A 17122-nucleotide genomic window follows, 5' to 3' on the forward strand; every position below is an offset into this window, starting at 1 on the left:
GGGCGGCCCGCGGCCCGCGGCGGAGCACTACTTCGCCGCCGAGCCGGGCAGCAGCGGGCGGACGCACGCGGTGGCGTTCGCCGCGGGCGGGCGGGAGTACACGCTGACCGCGGGGCGGGGGGTCTTCTCGGCGCGCCGGCTGGACCCCGGTACGGCGGTGCTGCTGCGCAAGGCGCCGCTGCCGGACGCCGACGAGGTCGGGCCGCTGCTGGACCTGGGGTGCGGGTACGGGCCGATCACTGCCGTGCTGGCCGACCGGGCGCCGGGGGCGACGGTGTATGCGGTCGACGTGAACGCCCGGGCCCGCGAACTGACCGCGGTCAATGCCGCGGCGGTCGGGGCGGCGGAGCGGGTGCGGGTGAGCGACCCGGACGGGGTGCCGGCCGGGGTGCGGTTCCGGCAGGTGTGGAGCAACCCCCCGATCCGGGTGGGGAAGGCGGAGCTGCACGCGCTGCTGGAACGGTGGCTGCCGCGGCTGGCCGACGACGGGGTGGCGTGGCTGGTGGTCGCGCGGCACCTGGGGGCGGACTCGCTGCAGGAGTGGCTGGTCGGGCTGGGCTGGGCGGTGTCGCGGCAGGCCAGCCAGAAGGGCTTCCGCGTCCTGCGCGTCAGCCGCGACTGACGGATCAGGAGTTTCCGCCGGCATGGCCGCGGCGGCATCGCCGTGGCCATCGGATCGGCGCCCTCGGGTTACCGCCGTGCGATGGCACGGACAACTACGGGCGGTGTACGGGCCCGAGGTCGGGGTCCAGGTAACCGGGGCAGTGGTCGTGGCGGTCCCGATAGCAGTTGGTCGTCAGAGGCGCTTCCACTCGTGCTCCTCCCGAACCCGGTTCCGGCGACCGCCGGACTCCCGCGGGGGAGCGGAGTAGGAGTGGAAGCCCGCATCGAGGCAGGGCCAGGGGAGGCCGCAGACGCACAGCCCCGTGTCGCCCCAGCGCCACACATGCCACCACGGAACACGCCTCCGGTGATTCATTCGCCCCCCTGCCCCCGTCGGCGGGGCCCGTCGTCGGTGACCCCGTGGTCAGGACCGTAGGGCGGTACGCGAGCGCGGAGGGGCAGGGTTTCTGGCCTACGACGTCAGGCCCACCAGGGTGGCGGCCTCGTGGGCGAGGGCGCGCTGGCCGCGGATGTCCAGCAGGTCGAGGGCGATCCGGCGGGCGAACGGGTTCCAGCGCACGGTGTCCGGCGCCGACGCGTGCGCCGCCCGCAGGGCCGCGACCGTCTCGTCGTGGGTACCCCGCTGGTGGTGCGCCCGCGCCACCTCGACCAGGTGGCGCGCCCACCGCGGCCGGGACGGCAGCGGGGTCGCCCGGCCCGCCGCGCGCAGCGCGGACCCCGGCCGCCGGAGGTCGACCTCGATCGTCGTGGTGTGCACGGCGACGAAGGCGGGCCCGAAGCCGGTCTGCCGCTGGAAGTACCCCGCCGGGAGCCGGTCGGCCACCGCGGCCGCGCGGTCCAGGGAGCGCAGCGCCCGCCCGGACTCGCCGAGCCGCGCCGCGATCGTGGCGACCTCGGAGTGCAGGGCGCCGTACAGGGCCAGAAGTTCCGTCGAGCCGTCCGGCAGCCGCGGTTCGACCTCAGCGAGGGCGCTGTCCAGGGCGTCCAGGCCGGCCTCGAAGTCCCCGGTCTCGCGGTGCGCCAGGCCGGCGCCCCACGCGGCGGCGGCCAGCGCGACCGGCTCGGCGGAGTCCCAGCCGGCCACGACCATGCGGTCGATGACCCGCCAGAGGATGTCGCTGGCCCCGGACTGGTACGCCACATAGGTCTGCGCGAGCCCGCACACGTCGGCCAGCAGCCCCTGCGCGGCCAGGAGCGGGCCGCGCTGGTCCTGCGCCCGGACGGTCGCGTGCGCGGCCGCGAGGAGGTGGGCGACCCGCGGGCCGACGGCCGTGCGGTGGTGCGGGCTCGCGTGCCGGAGCCGCCAGGTCGCGGCGATCTCCCGGCGGAGGTCGGCCAGCGGCAGGGCGGCGCCGGCGTCCGGGCGGTTGAGGGCGGACCGGACCGCCGCCAGCGCCGGGTGCCGGGGGCCGGACAGGCTGACCGGGGCGGCCCGGGCGTCCTCGGCGAGCGCCGCGACCGGTACCCCGAGGGCGGTCGCGAGCTGGGTCAGCATCGGCAGCCGGGGCGGGAGGAGGGTGCCGGTCTCGACCGCCTTCAGCCAGCCCGGCGACCGGCCGACCAGGCCGGCGAGCACGGGGCGGCTCTTGCCGGCGCGCGTGCGGCACAGCTTGATGCGTTCGCCCGTCGTCAGCGTCGGAGGCTCCACCGCCCAACGGTACGGCCGGCGGGGCGGCGGGGTAAGCCCGCGGAACCGGGTACGGGTACTCATCCCTCGGTGCGGGGGCGCGAATAGCGTCGGCCGCATGACACAGGGAAAGCGACGCTCGGCCGGCTGGGCCGGCCCCGGGCGCTGAGCGCGCCGAAATTCGGTGCCGCGGAGGGCGGCGCGGCGGCACGATGGCGGCATGGGTTACGTGGATGTCGCCGGGGTCGCCCACACGCTGCCGGACGGCCGGGAGCTGTTCGCCGACGTGTCGTTCCGGGTCAGCGACGGCGCGAAGATCGCGCTGGTCGGCCCGAACGGCGCGGGGAAGACCACGCTGCTGCGGCTGGTGGCCGGCGACCTGCCCGTCCGGACCGGCGGGATCGCCCGGGTCGGCGGGCTCGGGGTGATGCGGCAGTTCATCGGGATGATCGGCGACGACACGGCGCTGGCCGACCTGGCGCTGTCGCTGGCCCCGCCCGCGGCCCGGGCGGCCGGCGAGCGGCTGGCCGGCGCCGAGCGGGCGCTGGTCGCGGCCGAGGTCGGCGGTCGGCTGTCCCGGGGCGCCGAGCGGGCGCAGTTGGCGTACGCGGAGGCGCTGGGCGGCTGGGGCGAGGCCGGCGGGTACGAGGCGGAGGTGCTGTTCGACACCGTCGCCACCGCGGTGCTGGGGCAGCCGTGGGAGGCGGTGCGCGGGCGGCTCGTCCGGACGCTGTCCGGCGGGGAGCAGAAGCGGTTCGCGCTGGAGCTGCTGCTGCGCGGGCCGGAGGAGGTGCTGCTGCTCGACGAGCCGGACAACTTCCTCGACGTACCGGGGAAGCGGTGGCTGGAGGAGCGGCTGGCCGAGTCGGCGAAGTCGGTGCTGTACGTCTCGCACGACCGGGAGCTGCTCGCCCGGACCGCCGACCGGGTGGTGGCCGTCGAGGGCGGCAGCGCGTGGGTGCACCCGGCCGGCTTCGCGTCCTGGCACGACGCGCGGGCGCACCGGCACGACCGGATGGAGGAGCGGCGCCGGCGCTGGGACGAGGAGCGGGAGAAGCTGCGCCAGCAGATGCTGATGTACAAGCAGAAGGCGGCGTACAACGCGGACATGGCCTCGCGGTACCAGAGCGCGCGGACGAAGCTGCGCAAGTTCGAGGAGGCGGGGCCGCCGCCGCTGCCGCCGCGGGACCAGGACATCCGGGTGCGGCTGGCCGGCGGGCGCACCGGCAAGCGGGCGGTCGTCTGCGAGGGGCTCGAGCTGGACGGGCTGACGTACCCGTTCGACCTGGAGGTCTGGTACGGCGACCGGCTGGCGGTGCTCGGCGCGAACGGTACCGGCAAGTCGCACTTCCTGCGGCTGCTCGCCCGCGGCGGCACCGACCCGGACCCGGCGGCGGTGCTGCCGGACGGGCGGGCGCTCGCGCCGGTGGCGCACGGCGGCGTCGCGCGGCTGGGGGCGCGGGTGGTGCCGGGGCACTTCTCGCAGACCCACGACCGGCCGGAGCTGACCGGGCGGACGCTGGCGGAGATCCTGTGGAACGGCGACGAGCGGCGGGCCGGGCTGGACCGGAACGCGGCGATGGGGGCGTTGAACCGGTACGAGCTGGCCGGGCAGGGGGACCAGCGGTTCGGCACGCTGTCCGGCGGGCAGCAGGCGCGGTTCCTGGTGCTGCTGCTGGAGCTGTCCGGGGCGACGCTGCTGCTGCTCGACGAGCCGACGGACAACCTGGACCTGGCCAGCGCGCAGGCGCTGGAGGACGGGCTGGCGGCGTTCGCCGGGACGGTGGTGGCGGTGACGCACGACCGCTGGTTCAGCCGGTCGTTCGATCGCTTTGTCCTTTTTGGCGCGGACGGTGAGGTGGCGGAGGTGCCGGAACCGGTCTGGGACGTGCGCTGACGCTGTGGCGACCGGCACCCGCTCTGGCGTCCGGCGCCCGACGGTCGTAGGGTGCGACCCAAGCGAATCCGCGGGAGCCCGGAGCCACCGGGCTGAGAGGGGGGCTGGCGCCCCCGACCGCCGTACCTGATCCGGGTAATGCCGGCGCAGGGAGGAGCCCACCGTGTCGTCCCTTCCCCGATTACACCTGCTGACCGACACCCGCCCCGGGGCGCGGCCGCTGGACGTGCTGCGGGCGGCGCTCGCCGTACCGGTGCCGGCGGCGGTCGGGCTCGCCGTCCAGGTCCGGGTCGAGGACGCGTGGACCGACCGGGAGGCGTACGCGCTGGTCGGCGCCGCGCTCGCGCTGTGCGCCGCGGCCGGCGCGGTGTGCCTGGTCAACGACCGGCTGGACGTGGCGCTCGCCGCCGGCGCGGCCGGGGCGCACGTCGGCGCCGAGGACCTGCCCGTCGTCGCCGCCCGCCGGGTGCTCGGCGGCGGCGCGGTGCTGGGCGCCACCTGCCGGACGCCGGGGGAGGCCCGGGCCGCCGTGGCCGCCGGGGCGTCGTACCTGGGCGTGGGGCCGGCGTACGGGACCAGCACTAAGGCCGGGCTGCCGACCGCGATCGGGCCCACCGGCCTGGCCGCGGTCGTCGCCGCGGTACCCGCCACGCCGGTGGTGGCGATCGGCGGGATCACCGCCGCCCGGGTGCCCGCGTTGCGCGCGGCCGGGGCGCACGGCGTCGCCGTCGTCGGCGCGATCAACTGCGCCGCCGACCCGGCCGGGGCGATGGGCGAGCTGTACCGGGTGCTGGGGGCGGCGGCGTGAGCCGGGTCGCGGTGGTCGGCGGCGGGCCGGTCGGGCTGGCCGGCGCGTACGAGTGCGCCCGGCGCGGGCACGCGGTCACGGTGTACGACGCGGGCGGCGGGGCCTGGCGGGCCTCGGCCGGGATGCTCGCGCCGGTGGCCGAGTCGTACTTCGGCGAGCGGGAGCTGACCGCGCTGCTGGTGGCGGGGGCGGCGGCGTGGCCGGCGTTCGCCGCCGGGCTGGCCGGCGCCGGGCCGGACCCGCTGGGGCTGCGCACCGACGGGACGCTGATCGTCGGCTGGACCAGCGACGACCTGGCCGAGGTGGCGCGGCTGCGGGCGTACCAGGAGAGCCTGGGGCTGCCGATCGAGGCGCTCGGCGCGGACGCGGTCCGGGAGCGGGAGCCGCTGCTGTCGCCGCGGGTGCGCGGCGGCGCGCTGGCGCCCGGCGACCACGCGGTCGACCCGCGGCGGCTGGTGGCGACGCTGCGCGCCGCGGTGGCCGCCGCCGGCGGGTCCGTCGTGGACGAGTCGGTGGCCGCGCTCGACGCGCTCGACGCCGACGTGGTCGTGGTCGCCGCCGGGCACGCCGCCGCGGCGCTGACCGGGCTGCCGATCCGGCCGGTCAAGGGCCAGGTGCTGCGGCTGCGCACGCCGGACGGGGCGGCGCCGGGCTTCCGGCACGTCATCCGCGGGCTGGCCGACGGGCGCCGGGTGTACTGCGTGCCGCGGGCCGACGGCGAGGTGGTCGTCGGCGCGACCGTGGAGGAGCGCGGGGACGCGCTGCCGACCGCCGGCGGGGTGCTGGAGCTGCTGCGCGCGGCGACCGACCTGCTGCCCGAGCTGGCCGAGTACGCGCTCGCCGAGGTGTCCGTCGGGCACCGCCCCGGTACGCCGGACAACGGGCCGGTGGTCGGCCGGCTGCGCGACGGCGTGCTCGTCGCGGGCGGCTTCCACCGGCACGGGATCGTGCTCACCCCGCTCGCCGCCGCCGCGATCGCCGACCTGGTCGACGGCGCGGAGCCGGCGCCGCCGTGGGCGCCGTTCCACCCCGACCGCTTCCGGAGGGCCTGAATGCGCCTGTCCATCAACGGTGTCGGCCGCGACCTGGCCGCCGACGCCACCGTCGCCGACGCCGTCGCCGCGGTCGCCGCGCCCGCGCGCGGCGTCGCCGTGGCCGTCAACGGCGCGGTCGTCCCGCGCGGGACCTGGGCCCGGCGCCCGCTGGCCGCCGGCGACCGGGTCGAGGTGCTGACCGCGGCGCAGGGGGGCTGACGTGGACGACCTGGTGATCGCGGGGGAGAAGATCGGCTCGCGGCTGATCCTCGGCACCGGCGGCACGGCCAGCCTCGCCGCGCTGGACGCGGCGATCGAGGCCTCCGGCACCGACCTGGTGACGGTGGCGCTGCGCCGGGTGGACGCCGCCGCCGGGCAGCCCGGCGGGCTGCTCGACCTGCTGGACCGGCGGGGCGTCCGGCTGCTGCCGAACACCGCCGGCTGCTACACCGCCCGGGAGGCGGTCGCGGTGGCCCGGCTGGCCCGGGAGGCGTTCGAGACGTCGCTGGTCAAGCTGGAGGTGATCGGCGACGACCGGACCCTGCTGCCGGACGGCGTCGAGCTGCTGCGGGCGGCCGCCGAGCTGGTCGCCGACGGGTTCACCGTGCTGCCGTACACGACCGACGACCCGGTGCTGGCCCGCCGGCTGGCCGACGCCGGCTGCGCCGCGGTGATGCCGGCCGGGTCGCCGATCGGCTCCGGGCTGGGGATCAACAATCCGCACCAGATCCGGCTGCTGCGGCAGGCGGTCGACGTACCGGTGATCCTCGACGCCGGGATCGGCACCGCGTCCGACGCGGCGCTGGCGATGGAGCTGGGCTGCGACGCCGTCCTGCTCGCGTCGGCGGTGACCCGGGCGGCGGACCCCGCGGCGATGGCCGCGGCGATGCGACACGCGGTGGCGGCCGGGCGGCTGGCGTACGGGGCGGGGCGCATCCCGCGCCGGTTCCACGCCCTCGCCTCCACCCCGGACGAGGGGAGGCCCGAGCTGTGAGCGCGCGTACCTGGAGCCCGCCCGAGGTGGTGCCGGCGCCCGCCGCCGGCGCGGTACCCGGCGGGGTGTGGCTGCTGACCGACCGGCGGGCCGCCGCCCGGCCGCTGCCCGAGCTGGTCGCCGCGGCGGTGGCCGGCGGCGTGCGGACCGTGCTGCTGCGCGAGCGGGACCTGCCGTACGGCGAGCGGCTCGACCTGGCCGGCGCGCTGCGGGCGCTGCTCGCCCCGGTCGACGGCCTGCTGATCGTCGCCGGCCCGGACCCGCTCGGCGGCACCGCCCGCCACCTCCCCGACCCCGGCACCGCCACCCCCGCCACCCCCGGCACCGCCGCCGGGCCGGACGACGACGCCGGGCGCGGGGGCGACCTCCCGGACCGCGCCCCGGCCGGCGCCGCCGGCGCCGGGGACGACGGCGCCGCGGGGGTGCCGCGCGGGGACCGGAACGTGCCCGCGGACTTCGCGATGGCGCCCGGCGCCCCGCCCGGCGGGCTCGTCGGCTGGTCCTGGCACGGGCGGGGCGAGGTGCCCGCCGGCGCCGCGTACGTGACCCTGTCGCCGGTGTACCCGACCCGCTCCAAGCCCGGCTACGGCCCGGCGCTGCACCCCGCCGGCCTGGCCGCCGGGGTGCGCGCGCTCGGCGGCCGGGTGCCGGTGGTGGCGCTCGGCGGGATCGGCACGCCCGCGCAGGTCCGCGACTGCCTGGCCGCCGGCGCGCACGCCGTCGCGGTGCTCGGTGCGCTGGCCCGGGCCGACGACCCGGCGGCGCTGGCCGCCGCGCTGGTGCGCGCGACCGGGCGGCCGCCGGCGGCCACCCGGACCCCGCCCGCGCCCCGCCGGGGCGGCGCGTGACGCCGCCCGTCGTGCTCACGATCGCCGGGTCCGACTCCGGCGGCGGGGCCGGCATCCAGGCCGACCTGAAGACGTTCGCCGCGCACGGCTGCTACGGCGCCAGCGTGCTCACCGCGGTCACGGCGCAGAACACCCGCGGCGTCACGGCCGTGCACGCCGTCCCGGTCGACATCGTCGCCGCCCAGCTCGACGCGGTGCTCGCGGACCTCCCGGTCGCGGCCGTCAAGGTCGGCATGATCGGTACGCCCGCCGTCGGCGCCCTGCTCGCCGGCCGCGCCGCGGCCGGCGCGCTGCCGCGGCTCGTGGTCGACCCGGTGCTCGTGGCGACCAGCGGGGACCGGCTCGGCGCCGTCGAGGCGGTGGCGCCGCTGCTGCCGTACGCCGAGATCCTCACCCCGAACATCGCCGAGGCGGCCGCGCTGCTGGGCCGGCCGGTGCGGACGCCGGGCGAGGCCGCCGCGGCGGCCGCCGCGCTGGCCGCGCGCGGCCCCGCCGCGGTCGTGGTGACCGGCGGCGACCTGCCCGGCGAGCCGGTGGACAGCCTGTGGAGCGCCGGCACCGGCGCCCGGGCGCTGCGCGGCCCGCGGGTGGCGACCCGGAACACGCACGGGACCGGCTGCACGTTCGCGGCGGCGCTCGCCGCCCGGTTCGCCCGGTACCCGGCCGAGGGCGTGGCCGACGCGGTCGCCGCGGCGAAGACCTACCTGGCTCGGGCGCTGGCCGGCGCGCGCGAGTGGAGCATCGGCGCCGGCCACGGCCCGGTCGACCACTTCGCCCGGGACACCCAGGGGAGGAGAGGGTAATGCGACGCAAGGTCTACGTGGGGGGTTCGCGGCCGGACATCCGGGTCCCGTTCGCGGAGGTGGATCTCACCAACGAGGACCCCGCGGTCCGGCTGTACGACACGTCGGGGCCGGGGTCGGAACCCGAGGTGGGGCTGCCGCAGTTGCGGGCGCACTGGATCGACGAGCGCGGCGACACCGCGCTCGGCCCGGCCCGCGGCCCGGCGACGCAGGGGCAGGTGGTCCGGCACGCCCGGCCCGGCCGGCGCCCCACCCAGCTCCACTACGCCCGCCGCGGGGTCGTCACGCCGGAGATGGAGTTCGCGGCGATCCGCGAGGGCCTGGACCCGGAGGTGGTGCGGGCGGAGATCGCGGCCGGGCGGGCGATCCTGCCGAACAACATCAACCACCCGGAGAGCGAGCCGATGCTGATCGGCGAGCGGTTCCTGGTGAAGATCAACGCGAACATCGGCACCAGCGCGGTGTCCTCCTCGATCGCCGAGGAGGTGGACAAGCTCACCTGGGCGACCAAGTGGGGCGCGGACACGGTCATGGACCTGTCCACCGGCAAGCACATCCACGCCACCCGCGAGAACATCATGCGCAACAGCCCGGTGCCGATCGGCACGGTGCCGCTGTACCAGGCGCTGGAGAAGGTCAACGGCGACCCGAAGGCGCTGAGCTGGGAGGTGTACCGGGACACGATCATCGAGCAGGCCGAGCAGGGCGTCGACTACATGACCGTGCACGCGGGCGTCCGGCTGGCGTACGTGCCGCTGGCCGCCGACCGGGTCACCGGCATCGTCTCCCGCGGCGGCTCGATCATGGCGGCCTGGTGCCTGGCGTACCACGAGGAGAACTTCCTCTACACCCACTACCGCGAGCTGTGCGAGATCTTCGCCGAGTACGACATCGCCTTCTCCCTCGGCGACGGCCTGCGGCCGGGCTCGATCGCGGACGCCAACGACGCGGCCCAGTTCGCCGAGCTGGAGACCCTGGGCGAGCTGACCCACATCGCGTGGGAGTACGACGTGCAGGTCATGGTCGAGGGCCCGGGCCACGTCCCGATGCACAAGATCAAGGAGAACGTGGACCTCCAGCGGGAGAAGTGCGCCGGGGCGCCGTTCTACACCCTCGGGCCGCTGACCACCGACGTGGCGCCGGCGTACGACCACATCACCTCGGCGATCGGCGCCGCGATGATCGGCTGGTGGGGCACGGCGATGCTCTGCTACGTCACGCCCAAGGAGCACCTGGGCCTGCCGAACCGGGCCGACGTGAAGGCCGGGGTGATCGCGTACAAGATCGCCGCGCACGCCGCCGACCTGGCCAAGGGGCACCCGACGGCGCAGGAGTGGGACGACGCGCTGAGCAAGGCGCGGTTCGAGTTCCGCTGGCAGGACCAGTTCAACCTGTCGCTGGACCCGGACACCGCCCGCGAGTACCACGACGAGACGCTGCCGGCCGAGCCGGCGAAGACGGCGCACTTCTGCTCGATGTGCGGGCCGAAGTTCTGCTCGATGAAGATCAGCCAGGAGTTGAAGGAGTACGCGGCCAGCGGCATGGCCGCCAAGTCCCGCGAGTTCGTGGACGGGGGCGGCCGGGTGTACCTGCCGGTCACGACGCAGTGAGCCGGGCGGTGCCGGTACCCCGCGGGGTACCGGCACCGCGGCGCGGTTCGGTGGGCCCGGCGGGGTATCAGCGGCCCGGCCGGGCGGTGCCGTCAGGGGACGAGGCGCTCGATCGTCGCGGCCCCGTGCTCGGCCAGCTCGCGGCGGGCGTGCTCGACGTTCTCCGGCGTCGGGTCCTGGCCCTTGGCCACCGTCACGTCCTCCGGGTCCCAGGGCTGCTCGGCGCCGGTCCGGTAGGTCGGCGGCGCGGCCGGGGCGTCCGGTGCGGTGCGGTTCATTTCTTCCTCCTGTATCGGTTCGCGGTAGTGCCCGCTCGCGGGCCCCGGCCCGGGCGGGCCGGGGCCCGGGGCGCGTCAGCGCGAGGGCGGGGCGCCGGAGATGTCGGCCAGCGCCGAGGTCCGGTCCTGCTCCAGCGCGAGGTCGCCGATCGAGACGATGCCCACCGGCCGGTCACCCTCGGTGACCGGCAGTCGCCGCAGCGCGTGCTTGCGCATCAGCGAGACGGCCTCGTTGATCGGGTCCTGCGCGGAGATGCTGTGGATCGGGCCGCTGGCGATCTGGCTGATCCGGGCGGACTTCGGGTCCAGCCCGTCGGCCACCGCGCGCACGGTGATGTCACGGTCGGTGACGATCCCGCGGAGCTTGCCCTGGTCGACGACGAGCACGTCGCCGATGTCGCTGTCGCGCATGTACCGCGCCGCCTCGGTGAGCGTGGCGTCGGGCGCGAGACAGATGGGGTCGGCGGTCATCACGTCGCGTACGGTCGCAGCCATGGGGTACCTCCTCGTCCGGGGATGAGCTGGTCCCGTTCGAGTACCCGGGTCCGCCCGGTCCAACCCGAACGGGGTGCGCCCACCCCGCTTTGACCGGTGCGTCGGGGGCCCGGTATCGTTGCCCGCTGGTGTGCGACCCGGGTTTTGGCTGACCCGGGTGCGGCGAGACATGCTGTCGCCGCCACCTCCGCGTACCGAGCCACCAAGCACCGAGGGCGGATCGTCCCCGACTACGAGACAAGGTTTACCTGTGCGTACGTACAGCCCGAAGCCGGGTGAGATCGAGCGTCACTGGCACGTCATCGACGCCGCTGACGTCGTCCTTGGCCGCCTGGCCACGCACGCCGCGACGCTGCTGCGCGGCAAGCACAAGCCGACCTTCGCCCCGCACGTGGACACCGGCGACTTCGTGATCGTGGTCAACGCCGACAAGGTCGCGCTGACCGGCAACAAGCGCGAGACCAAGATCGCCTACCGTCACTCCGGCTACCCGGGCGGCCTCAAGCAGGTCCGCTACGGCGAGCTGCTGGACAAGCGCCCCGAGCGGGCGGTGGAGATGGCCATCAAGGGCATGCTCCCGCACAACAAGCTCGGTCGTAAGCTGATCAAGAAGCTGAAGGTCTACGCCGGCACCGACCACCCGCACGGCGCCCAGCAGCCGGTGCCGTTCGAGATCAAGCAGATCGCGCAGTGACGACGAGCGACGAGGGAACCACCATGACCGACGACCTTTCCGTGCCGACCCCGGTCGCCGTCGCCACCCCGGTGGAGACCGGCGCGGTCGCCACCGCCACCCCGCGCGTCCCGCGCGGCGACCGCCCGATCCAGACCGTCGGCCGCCGCAAGGAGGCCATCGTCCGGGTGCGCATCGTCCCCGGCAGCGGCAAGATCGTCTGCAACGGTCGCGAGCTGGAGCAGTACTTCCCCAGCAAGGTGCACCAGCAGCTCATCCGCGAGCCGCTGGTGACCTCGGAGAAGAACGAGGCGTTCGACGTCCTGGCGAACCTGCGCGGCGGCGGCATCACCGGCCAGGCCGGCGCGCTGCGCCTGGCCATCGCCCGGGCCCTGTGCGTGAACGACATCGAGGACCGCCCGGCGCTCAAGAAGGCCGGCTTCCTCACCCGGGACGCCCGGGTCAAGGAGAGCAAGAAGTACGGTCTCAAGAAGGCCCGCAAGGCGCCGCAGTACTCGAAGCGCTGAGCGACCGCACGGCACGCGTGGCCGGGAACGCCCACGAGGGCGCGCCCGGCCACGGGCTTTTCCGGGCCGCGCGCGGCCCCGACAGCAGGAGGTACGGCACATGGGTCGACTCTTCGGCACCGACGGCGTCCGCGGGCGGGCCAACGCGGACCTGACCCCGGAGCTGGCGCTCTCCGTCGCGCTGGCGGCGGCGCACGTCCTCGCCGAGAGCGACCGCAGCCACGCCCCGCTGGCCGTCGTGGGCCGCGACCCGCGGGCCAGCGGCGAGATGCTGGAGGCGGCCGTCGTCGCGGGACTGACCAGCGCCGGCGCGAACGTCGTCCGGGTGGGCGTGCTGCCCACGCCCGGTGTGGCGTACCTCACCGCGGAGACCAGCGCCGACCTCGGTGTGATGCTGTCCGCCTCGCACAACCCGATGCCGGACAACGGGATCAAGCTGTTCGCCGCCGGCGGCCACAAGCTGCCGGACGAGGTCGAGCAGCGGATCGAGGACGCCATCGCCGCCGCGGCCGGCGGCGACCCGGCGGCGGCCTGGCAGCGCCCGGCCGGCCCGCGGGTCGGCCGGGTCAACGACCTGCTGGACGGCGCCGACCACTACGTCAAGCACCTGCTCGGTACGGTCGACGCCCCGCTGGCCGGGGTCAAGGTCGTGGTCGACTGCGCCAACGGCGCCGCCGCCGACATCGCCCCGGTCGCGTACCGGGAGGCCGGCGCCGAGGTGGTCGCCATCCACGCGGCGCCGGACGGGTACAACATCAACGACAACTGCGGCTCGACCCACCTGGACCAGGTGCGCGACGCCGTCCGCGCGCACGGCGCCGACCTCGGCCTGGCCCACGACGGCGACGCCGACCGCTGCCTGGCCGTGGCCGCCGACGGGTCCACCATCGACGGCGACCAGATCATGGCGATCCTCGCGCTGGCCATGCGCGACGCCGGCAAGCTCACCGACGACACGCTCGTCACCACGGTCATGAGCAACCTCGGCCTGCGGCTGGCGATGACCGCCGCGGGCGTCCGGCTGGTCGAGACCAAGGTCGGCGACCGGTACGTGCTGGAGGAGCTGCGCAGCGGCGGGTACGCGCTCGGCGGCGAGCAGAGCGGCCACCTGGTGCTGCCCGCCCACGCGACCACCGGCGACGGCGTGCTCACCGGCCTGCAGTTGATGGCCCGGATGGCGGCGACCGGCCGCTCCCTGGCCGACCTGGCGTCGGTGGTGACGCCGCTGCCGCAGGTGCTGATCAACGTACCGGTGGGGGACCGGGCCGCCGGGGCGTCCGCGCCGGCGGTGCTGGCCGCGGTGGCGGCGGCGGAGGGCGAGCTGGCCGGCAGCGGCCGGGTGCTGCTGCGGCCGTCGGGGACCGAGCCGCTGGTCCGGGTGATGGTCGAGGCGGCGACGGGGGAGGTGGCGTCGGCGGTCGCGGAGCGCGTCGCCGCCGAGGTCCGCCGCGCCAGCCCCGCCTGATCCCCGGCCGCGAGCCGAGTGCGCCGGCACCCGGGCCGGGGGCTGGCCCCGGCCCGGGTGAGAGTGCGGTCGCGGGTCAGACGGGGAAGCGCAGGTTGACTGTCACCGGGCCCGGTACCGCCGGAATGTGCAGGGGCTTGGCGGTGGCCAGCGTGTGGGCGTTGTCGTGCCAACCGCTCCGGGGCGTGTGGGTGTCGTCGTTGTTCTCGGCGTACGCCTTGTAGGTGTGCCCGGCCGGGACCACCAGGGTGTACTGATCGTCGCGGTCGACCTTCCCCTGGCCGGAGAGCTCGCCGGTCTCCGCGTCGCACAGTCGCACCACGCCCCGGCGGTGGGCGGGAGTGACGGCACCCTTGACCTCGACTCCGGCGACCAGCCGCGGTGACCACGTGGTGGTCCTGCCGGATTCGACGCGGACGGTCTGCGCGTCGGCGACGTTCACCGCCCCGCCGGCCCACTGGGTCGGGAACTCTGTTCCGCCAGCGCCGAAGTTGAGGCTGAGCGACCACTCGTACGGCCCGAGGTCGTAGTCGTACGAGCCGTCCTCCCGGGTTTTCCAGCCGACGCCGGATCCCGTGGGGAGCGGGCTTTCGTAGCAGGGCCGGACGTCCGTGCCGAGGTGGAGGAGCTTGCCGTACGGGCTGCCGTTCGGGCGCAGGACCCTGCCGGCGAGCCGGCCGGGTTCGTCGAACAGCACCTGCGGTGCGGATGTCGTCCGCCCCGGTGCGACGGTGACCACAGCCGCCTGCCGTTGTTGGCCGGAGCCGCCGGCGGTGCCCACCCACTGGGCGCCGAGACCGGCGGCGGACGAGTAGAGATTGTACGGGCCGGCGGGGACCGGATCGCTGATCGCCGCGCCCGCCGGGTCGCTGACGACCGCCCCCTGGACATGGCGCAGCTGGGTGTCGAACAGCGGGCGGATATTCACGTCGGCCCGTTCGACGGGCGCGCCCGTCGAACGCCGCTTGACGGACGTGCTGATGACGCCGCCGACTTCGAGCACCGAGGTGAACTCACGCGGCATCTGCGGCTCGACCCCGGCGATGGACTCGACGTAGTACCGCTGCGGATACCGGCTCAGGTCCTGGCTGGTGTCGACCGTCAACATCTGGTCCGTGGGCAGACCCGTGAACGTGATGCTGGTGCTGGTTCCCTCGGTGCACTTGATCCAGCTTCCGACACTCGCACTGACCTCCGTGCAGAAGCCCTGGACCGGCTTGCCGGTGGTGGCGTCCTTGGCGCGCACCACGAGTGCGTCGGCGCCGGCCCGGGTCGGCGGTGCCGCCGTTCCCGGCGCCGGGACGATGGCGAGGGCCGCCACCGCACCGGTGACCACCACATTGATTCGTCGCATTGCTTCACCTCCAGGTGATTTGCTGTGGCCTTGACTCGGTCGCGGGGCACGGCCCCGTGCCGTGCGAGCGCCCCCCGTTGCCATCGGCGTTCGCGCGGCTGCTGCTGCGGTCTCAGGCGGCCCGGTGGCCGGCGGATGCCGGCGGCCGGCTGAGCCCGGCGAGCTGCGCGGGGCTGAGGCGCAGTGCTGCGGCAGCGGCGTTCTCGCGCAGGTGGGTCGGTGAGCTGGTGCCGGGAATCGGGACGGTGACATCGCTGGTGGCGAGCAGCCAGGCGAGTGCCACCTGCGCCGGTGTCGCGCCGAGTTCGCGGGCGACCGCCGCGACGCCCGGGTGAAGGCTCCGGGTGGCGCCGATGGGCAGCCAGGGGATGAAGGCGATTCCCGTGCTCGCGCAGTGGTCCAGCACCGGCTGGTGCGCGCGGTCGTGGACGCTGTACCGGTTCTGCACCGCGGCGATGGGGGCGATGCGCTGGGCGTCGCTGAGCTGCGCGACGGTCACCTCGGACAGGCCGATGTGCCGAATTTTTCCTTCGCGCCGCAGCTCGTGCAGAGCACCGATCTGGTCGCTGAGCGGCACCCGCGGGTCGATCCGGTGGAGCTGGAACAGGTCGATGCGATCGAGTTTCAGCCGGCGCAGGCTCAGCTCCGCCTGCTGGCGCAGGTACTCGGGTCGCCCCAGCGGGACCCAGGTGCGCTCGGCCGGCCGAACCTGGCCGGCCTTGGTGGCGATGACGAGGTGCTCCGGGTAGGGGTGCAGGGCCGCGGCGAGCAGTTCCTCGTTGGCCCCGAGGCCGTACGCGTCGGCGGTGTCGAAGAACGCGATGCCGAGGTCGACGGCCAACCGTGCCAGGGCGACGCCGCCGGCCGGGTCGGTGGCCCGGCCCCACGCGTCGGGGCGACCGAGGCGCATGGCCCCGAGTCCGAGGCGGCGCACGGTCAGGTCACCCATGGTGAGTTCGGGGTTCGTCATGGCCACCAGCGTGCGGGAAGCACTTCCGGCGGCGCGATAGATTCGTTCCGTGGCGAATCCGGGATTGACGCTGTCGTTCTCGTCGGCGGATCTGACGCGGATCAGGTTCGCGGTCTCGCCACTGTGGGAGGCGGCGGCGAGCGTGCGGCTCCTCCAGGACGGGCGGTCGTCGGACGGGCTGCACGGCCGGTGGCTGGAGCAAGCCAGGCAACGGCTGCGCCGGGTCGACGCCGCGGACGTCCGACCCTTCGTCGAGCTGGTGCGGGCGTATGCGCCGTTGTTCCCGGGCTTCCTCAGCCCGCCGCCGACGGCATCGGTACCGGATCTGGGTCTGGAGCTGGCGGCACTGGCGGCCACGCCGCCCGATGTGGTGCGCCGGGGGCTGGCCCGACCTCCCCGCCGGCTACCCCCCGACCTGGTTCGCCAGTGGAGTGATCCGGTGGCCGGCCTGGTGGCTCTGGCCGAAGCGGTGCGCGTGTACTGGTCAGCGGTGCTGGAGCCGTACTGGCCGAGGATGCGGGCGGTGCTCCGGGCGGACGTCGCCGTTCGGGCCCGGGGTCTGGTGGAGGGCGGCACGGAGCGCCTCTTCGACGATCTGCGCCCGGCCGCCACCTGGACCGGCGGTCATCTGCGGGTGGCCAATCCGCGGACGCGGTCCGTGGAGTTGGGCGGCCGGGGTCTGCTGCTGGTGCCGTCGGTGTTCGTCTGGCCGCGGGTCTACGCGAAGGTGACCCGTCCCTGGCAGCCGACCCTGCGCTACCCGGCGCGCGGATTCGCGGACACCTGGGCGTCCCGATCGGGCGGCTCGGCCGGCCTGGCCGCGGTCGTCGGCCACTCCCGCGCGCTGCTCCTGCAGCAGTTGGCCCTGCCGGCATCGACGAAGGACCTGGCCGCCGCCACCGGTCTCTCGCCCGCATCGGTGTCGGCGCACCTGTCGGCGCTGTACGCCGGTGCCCTGGTCACGCGACATCGCATGGGGCGCAGTGTCCTGTACGGGCGGTCGGTTGCCGCGGAGACCCTGTTGGCTGCCCAGGCGCCGCCGTAGGGGCCGACGGGTGGCCCGATGCGTCCGCCGCCGGGTGCCGTGGCCGCGAAGCACCGAGCGGATAGATCCC

Annotated in this window: 18 protein-coding genes and 1 riboswitch; of the genes, 13 read left to right on the forward strand and 5 right to left on the reverse strand. The window is 75.7% G+C overall.

Annotated features, from left to right (window positions below; translation table 11 throughout):
* Positions 1-70: 70 nt before the first annotated feature.
* On the forward strand, positions 71-622 hold the full coding sequence (locus IEY94_RS15390) for a class I SAM-dependent methyltransferase (protein ID WP_229784058.1): 552 nt from the start codon (positions 71-73) through the stop codon (positions 620-622).
* 453 nt (positions 623-1075) lie between these two features.
* Here the strand turns inward: IEY94_RS15390 and IEY94_RS15395 are convergent, their stop codons facing one another.
* Positions 1076-2272, reverse strand: a complete 1197-nt coding sequence (locus tag IEY94_RS15395; RefSeq protein WP_189170857.1) for a transcriptional regulator — start codon at positions 2270-2272, stop codon at positions 1076-1078.
* A 199-nt stretch (positions 2273-2471) separates the two neighbouring features.
* Here IEY94_RS15395 and IEY94_RS15400 point away from each other — a divergent pair, with 199 nt between their 5' ends.
* The 8 genes from IEY94_RS15400 to thiC all read left to right on the forward strand — a co-directional run bounded on the left by IEY94_RS15400 (position 2472) and on the right by thiC (position 10245).
* Entirely contained in the window at positions 2472-4148 is a 1677-nt protein-coding gene (locus IEY94_RS15400; RefSeq protein ID WP_189170858.1) for an ATP-binding cassette domain-containing protein, read from the forward strand.
* Between the two features lie 60 nt (positions 4149-4208).
* Positions 4209-4318: riboswitch (TPP riboswitch) on the forward strand.
* A complete protein-coding gene (locus tag IEY94_RS15405; RefSeq protein ID WP_189170859.1) occupies positions 4312-4956 on the forward strand; it encodes a thiamine phosphate synthase in 645 nt (214 codons plus the stop codon). Its footprint overlaps the riboswitch before it by 7 nt.
* Positions 4953-6008, forward strand: coding sequence for a glycine oxidase ThiO (gene thiO / locus IEY94_RS15410; RefSeq protein WP_189170860.1), 1056 nt, complete (start codon positions 4953-4955; stop codon positions 6006-6008). Before IEY94_RS15405 ends, thiO begins: the two co-directional genes overlap by 4 nt.
* Positions 6009-6209 carry a sulfur carrier protein ThiS gene (gene thiS / locus IEY94_RS15415; RefSeq protein WP_189170861.1) on the forward strand — a complete coding sequence of 67 codons (201 nt, stop codon included), beginning with the start codon at positions 6009-6011 and terminating at the stop codon, positions 6207-6209.
* 1 nt (position 6210) lies between these two features.
* The gene (locus IEY94_RS15420; protein WP_189170862.1) at positions 6211-6984 is read left to right on the forward strand and encodes a thiazole synthase; all 774 of its coding nucleotides are present in this window, start codon (positions 6211-6213) and stop codon (positions 6982-6984) included.
* Complete coding sequence (locus tag IEY94_RS23610; RefSeq protein ID WP_229783958.1) at positions 6981-7832, forward strand: thiamine phosphate synthase; 852 nt, start codon at positions 6981-6983, stop codon at positions 7830-7832. The genes IEY94_RS15420 and IEY94_RS23610 overlap by 4 nt, the downstream gene beginning before the upstream one ends.
* Positions 7829-8635, forward strand: coding sequence for a bifunctional hydroxymethylpyrimidine kinase/phosphomethylpyrimidine kinase (thiD, locus tag IEY94_RS15435; RefSeq protein ID WP_189170863.1), 807 nt, complete (start codon positions 7829-7831; stop codon positions 8633-8635). The genes IEY94_RS23610 and thiD overlap by 4 nt, the downstream gene beginning before the upstream one ends.
* Positions 8635-10245 (forward strand): phosphomethylpyrimidine synthase ThiC, encoded by a 1611-nt coding sequence (gene thiC / locus IEY94_RS15440; protein WP_189170864.1) that lies wholly within the window; start codon positions 8635-8637, stop codon positions 10243-10245. Before thiD ends, thiC begins: the two co-directional genes overlap by 1 nt.
* Before the next feature lie 92 nt (positions 10246-10337).
* Here the strand turns inward: thiC and IEY94_RS15445 are convergent, their stop codons facing one another.
* Both IEY94_RS15445 and IEY94_RS15450 read right to left on the reverse strand, forming a co-directional pair.
* Positions 10338-10523 carry a hypothetical protein gene (locus IEY94_RS15445; protein ID WP_189170865.1) on the reverse strand — a complete coding sequence of 62 codons (186 nt, stop codon included), beginning with the start codon at positions 10521-10523 and terminating at the stop codon, positions 10338-10340.
* Between the two features lie 75 nt (positions 10524-10598).
* Positions 10599-11018 carry a CBS domain-containing protein gene (locus tag IEY94_RS15450; protein ID WP_189170866.1) on the reverse strand — a complete coding sequence of 140 codons (420 nt, stop codon included), beginning with the start codon at positions 11016-11018 and terminating at the stop codon, positions 10599-10601.
* Between the two features lie 250 nt (positions 11019-11268).
* On the opposite strand from IEY94_RS15450, the gene rplM reads away from it, so the two are divergent.
* The 3 genes from rplM (at position 11269) to glmM (ending at position 13683) form a co-directional block, all read left to right on the forward strand.
* Positions 11269-11712 carry a 50S ribosomal protein L13 gene (gene rplM, locus IEY94_RS15455; protein WP_189170867.1) on the forward strand — a complete coding sequence of 148 codons (444 nt, stop codon included), beginning with the start codon at positions 11269-11271 and terminating at the stop codon, positions 11710-11712.
* Positions 11713-11735: 23 nt separating this feature from the next.
* Positions 11736-12218, forward strand: coding sequence for a 30S ribosomal protein S9 (gene rpsI, locus IEY94_RS15460; protein ID WP_189170868.1), 483 nt, complete (start codon positions 11736-11738; stop codon positions 12216-12218).
* Positions 12219-12318: 100 nt separating this feature from the next.
* A complete protein-coding gene (gene glmM, locus IEY94_RS15465) occupies positions 12319-13683 on the forward strand; it encodes a phosphoglucosamine mutase (RefSeq protein ID WP_189170869.1) in 1365 nt (454 codons plus the stop codon).
* Between the two features lie 76 nt (positions 13684-13759).
* Here the strand turns inward: glmM and IEY94_RS15470 are convergent, their stop codons facing one another.
* Complete coding sequence (locus IEY94_RS15470) at positions 13760-14929, reverse strand: hypothetical protein (protein ID WP_189170870.1); 1170 nt, start codon at positions 14927-14929, stop codon at positions 13760-13762.
* 220 nt (positions 14930-15149) lie between these two features.
* Positions 15150-16007: an aldo/keto reductase gene (locus IEY94_RS15475; protein WP_189170871.1), complete on the reverse strand. Its 858-nt coding sequence runs from the start codon at positions 16005-16007 to the stop codon at positions 15150-15152.
* 49 nt (positions 16008-16056) lie between these two features.
* Between IEY94_RS15475 and IEY94_RS15480 the strand changes: the two genes are divergently transcribed.
* Positions 16057-17052, forward strand: coding sequence for an ArsR/SmtB family transcription factor (locus IEY94_RS15480; protein ID WP_229783960.1), 996 nt, complete (start codon positions 16057-16059; stop codon positions 17050-17052).
* Positions 17053-17122: the final 70 nt, after the last annotated feature.

It is taken from the genome of Pilimelia anulata (genome assembly GCF_014647895.1).
Taxonomy (GTDB): Bacteria; Actinomycetota; Actinomycetes; order Mycobacteriales; family Micromonosporaceae; genus Pilimelia; species Pilimelia anulata.

Coding starts and splice junctions, on each gene's coding strand:
- IEY94_RS15400 (WP_189170858.1), top strand. CDS start 2,472: ATGGGTTACGTGGATGTCGCCGGGGTCGCCCACACGCTGCCGGACGGC.
- thiS (WP_189170861.1), top strand. CDS start 6,009: ATGCGCCTGTCCATCAACGGTGTCGGCCGCGACCTGGCCGCCGACGCC.
- thiC (WP_189170864.1), top strand. CDS start 8,635: ATGCGACGCAAGGTCTACGTGGGGGGTTCGCGGCCGGACATCCGGGTC.
- IEY94_RS15445 (WP_189170865.1), bottom strand. CDS start 10,523: ATGAACCGCACCGCACCGGACGCCCCGGCCGCGCCGCCGACCTACCGG.
- IEY94_RS15450 (WP_189170866.1), bottom strand. CDS start 11,018: ATGGCTGCGACCGTACGCGACGTGATGACCGCCGACCCCATCTGTCTC.
- rpsI (WP_189170868.1), top strand. CDS start 11,736: ATGACCGACGACCTTTCCGTGCCGACCCCGGTCGCCGTCGCCACCCCG.
- glmM (WP_189170869.1), top strand. CDS start 12,319: ATGGGTCGACTCTTCGGCACCGACGGCGTCCGCGGGCGGGCCAACGCG.
- IEY94_RS15475 (WP_189170871.1), bottom strand. CDS start 16,007: ATGACGAACCCCGAACTCACCATGGGTGACCTGACCGTGCGCCGCCTC.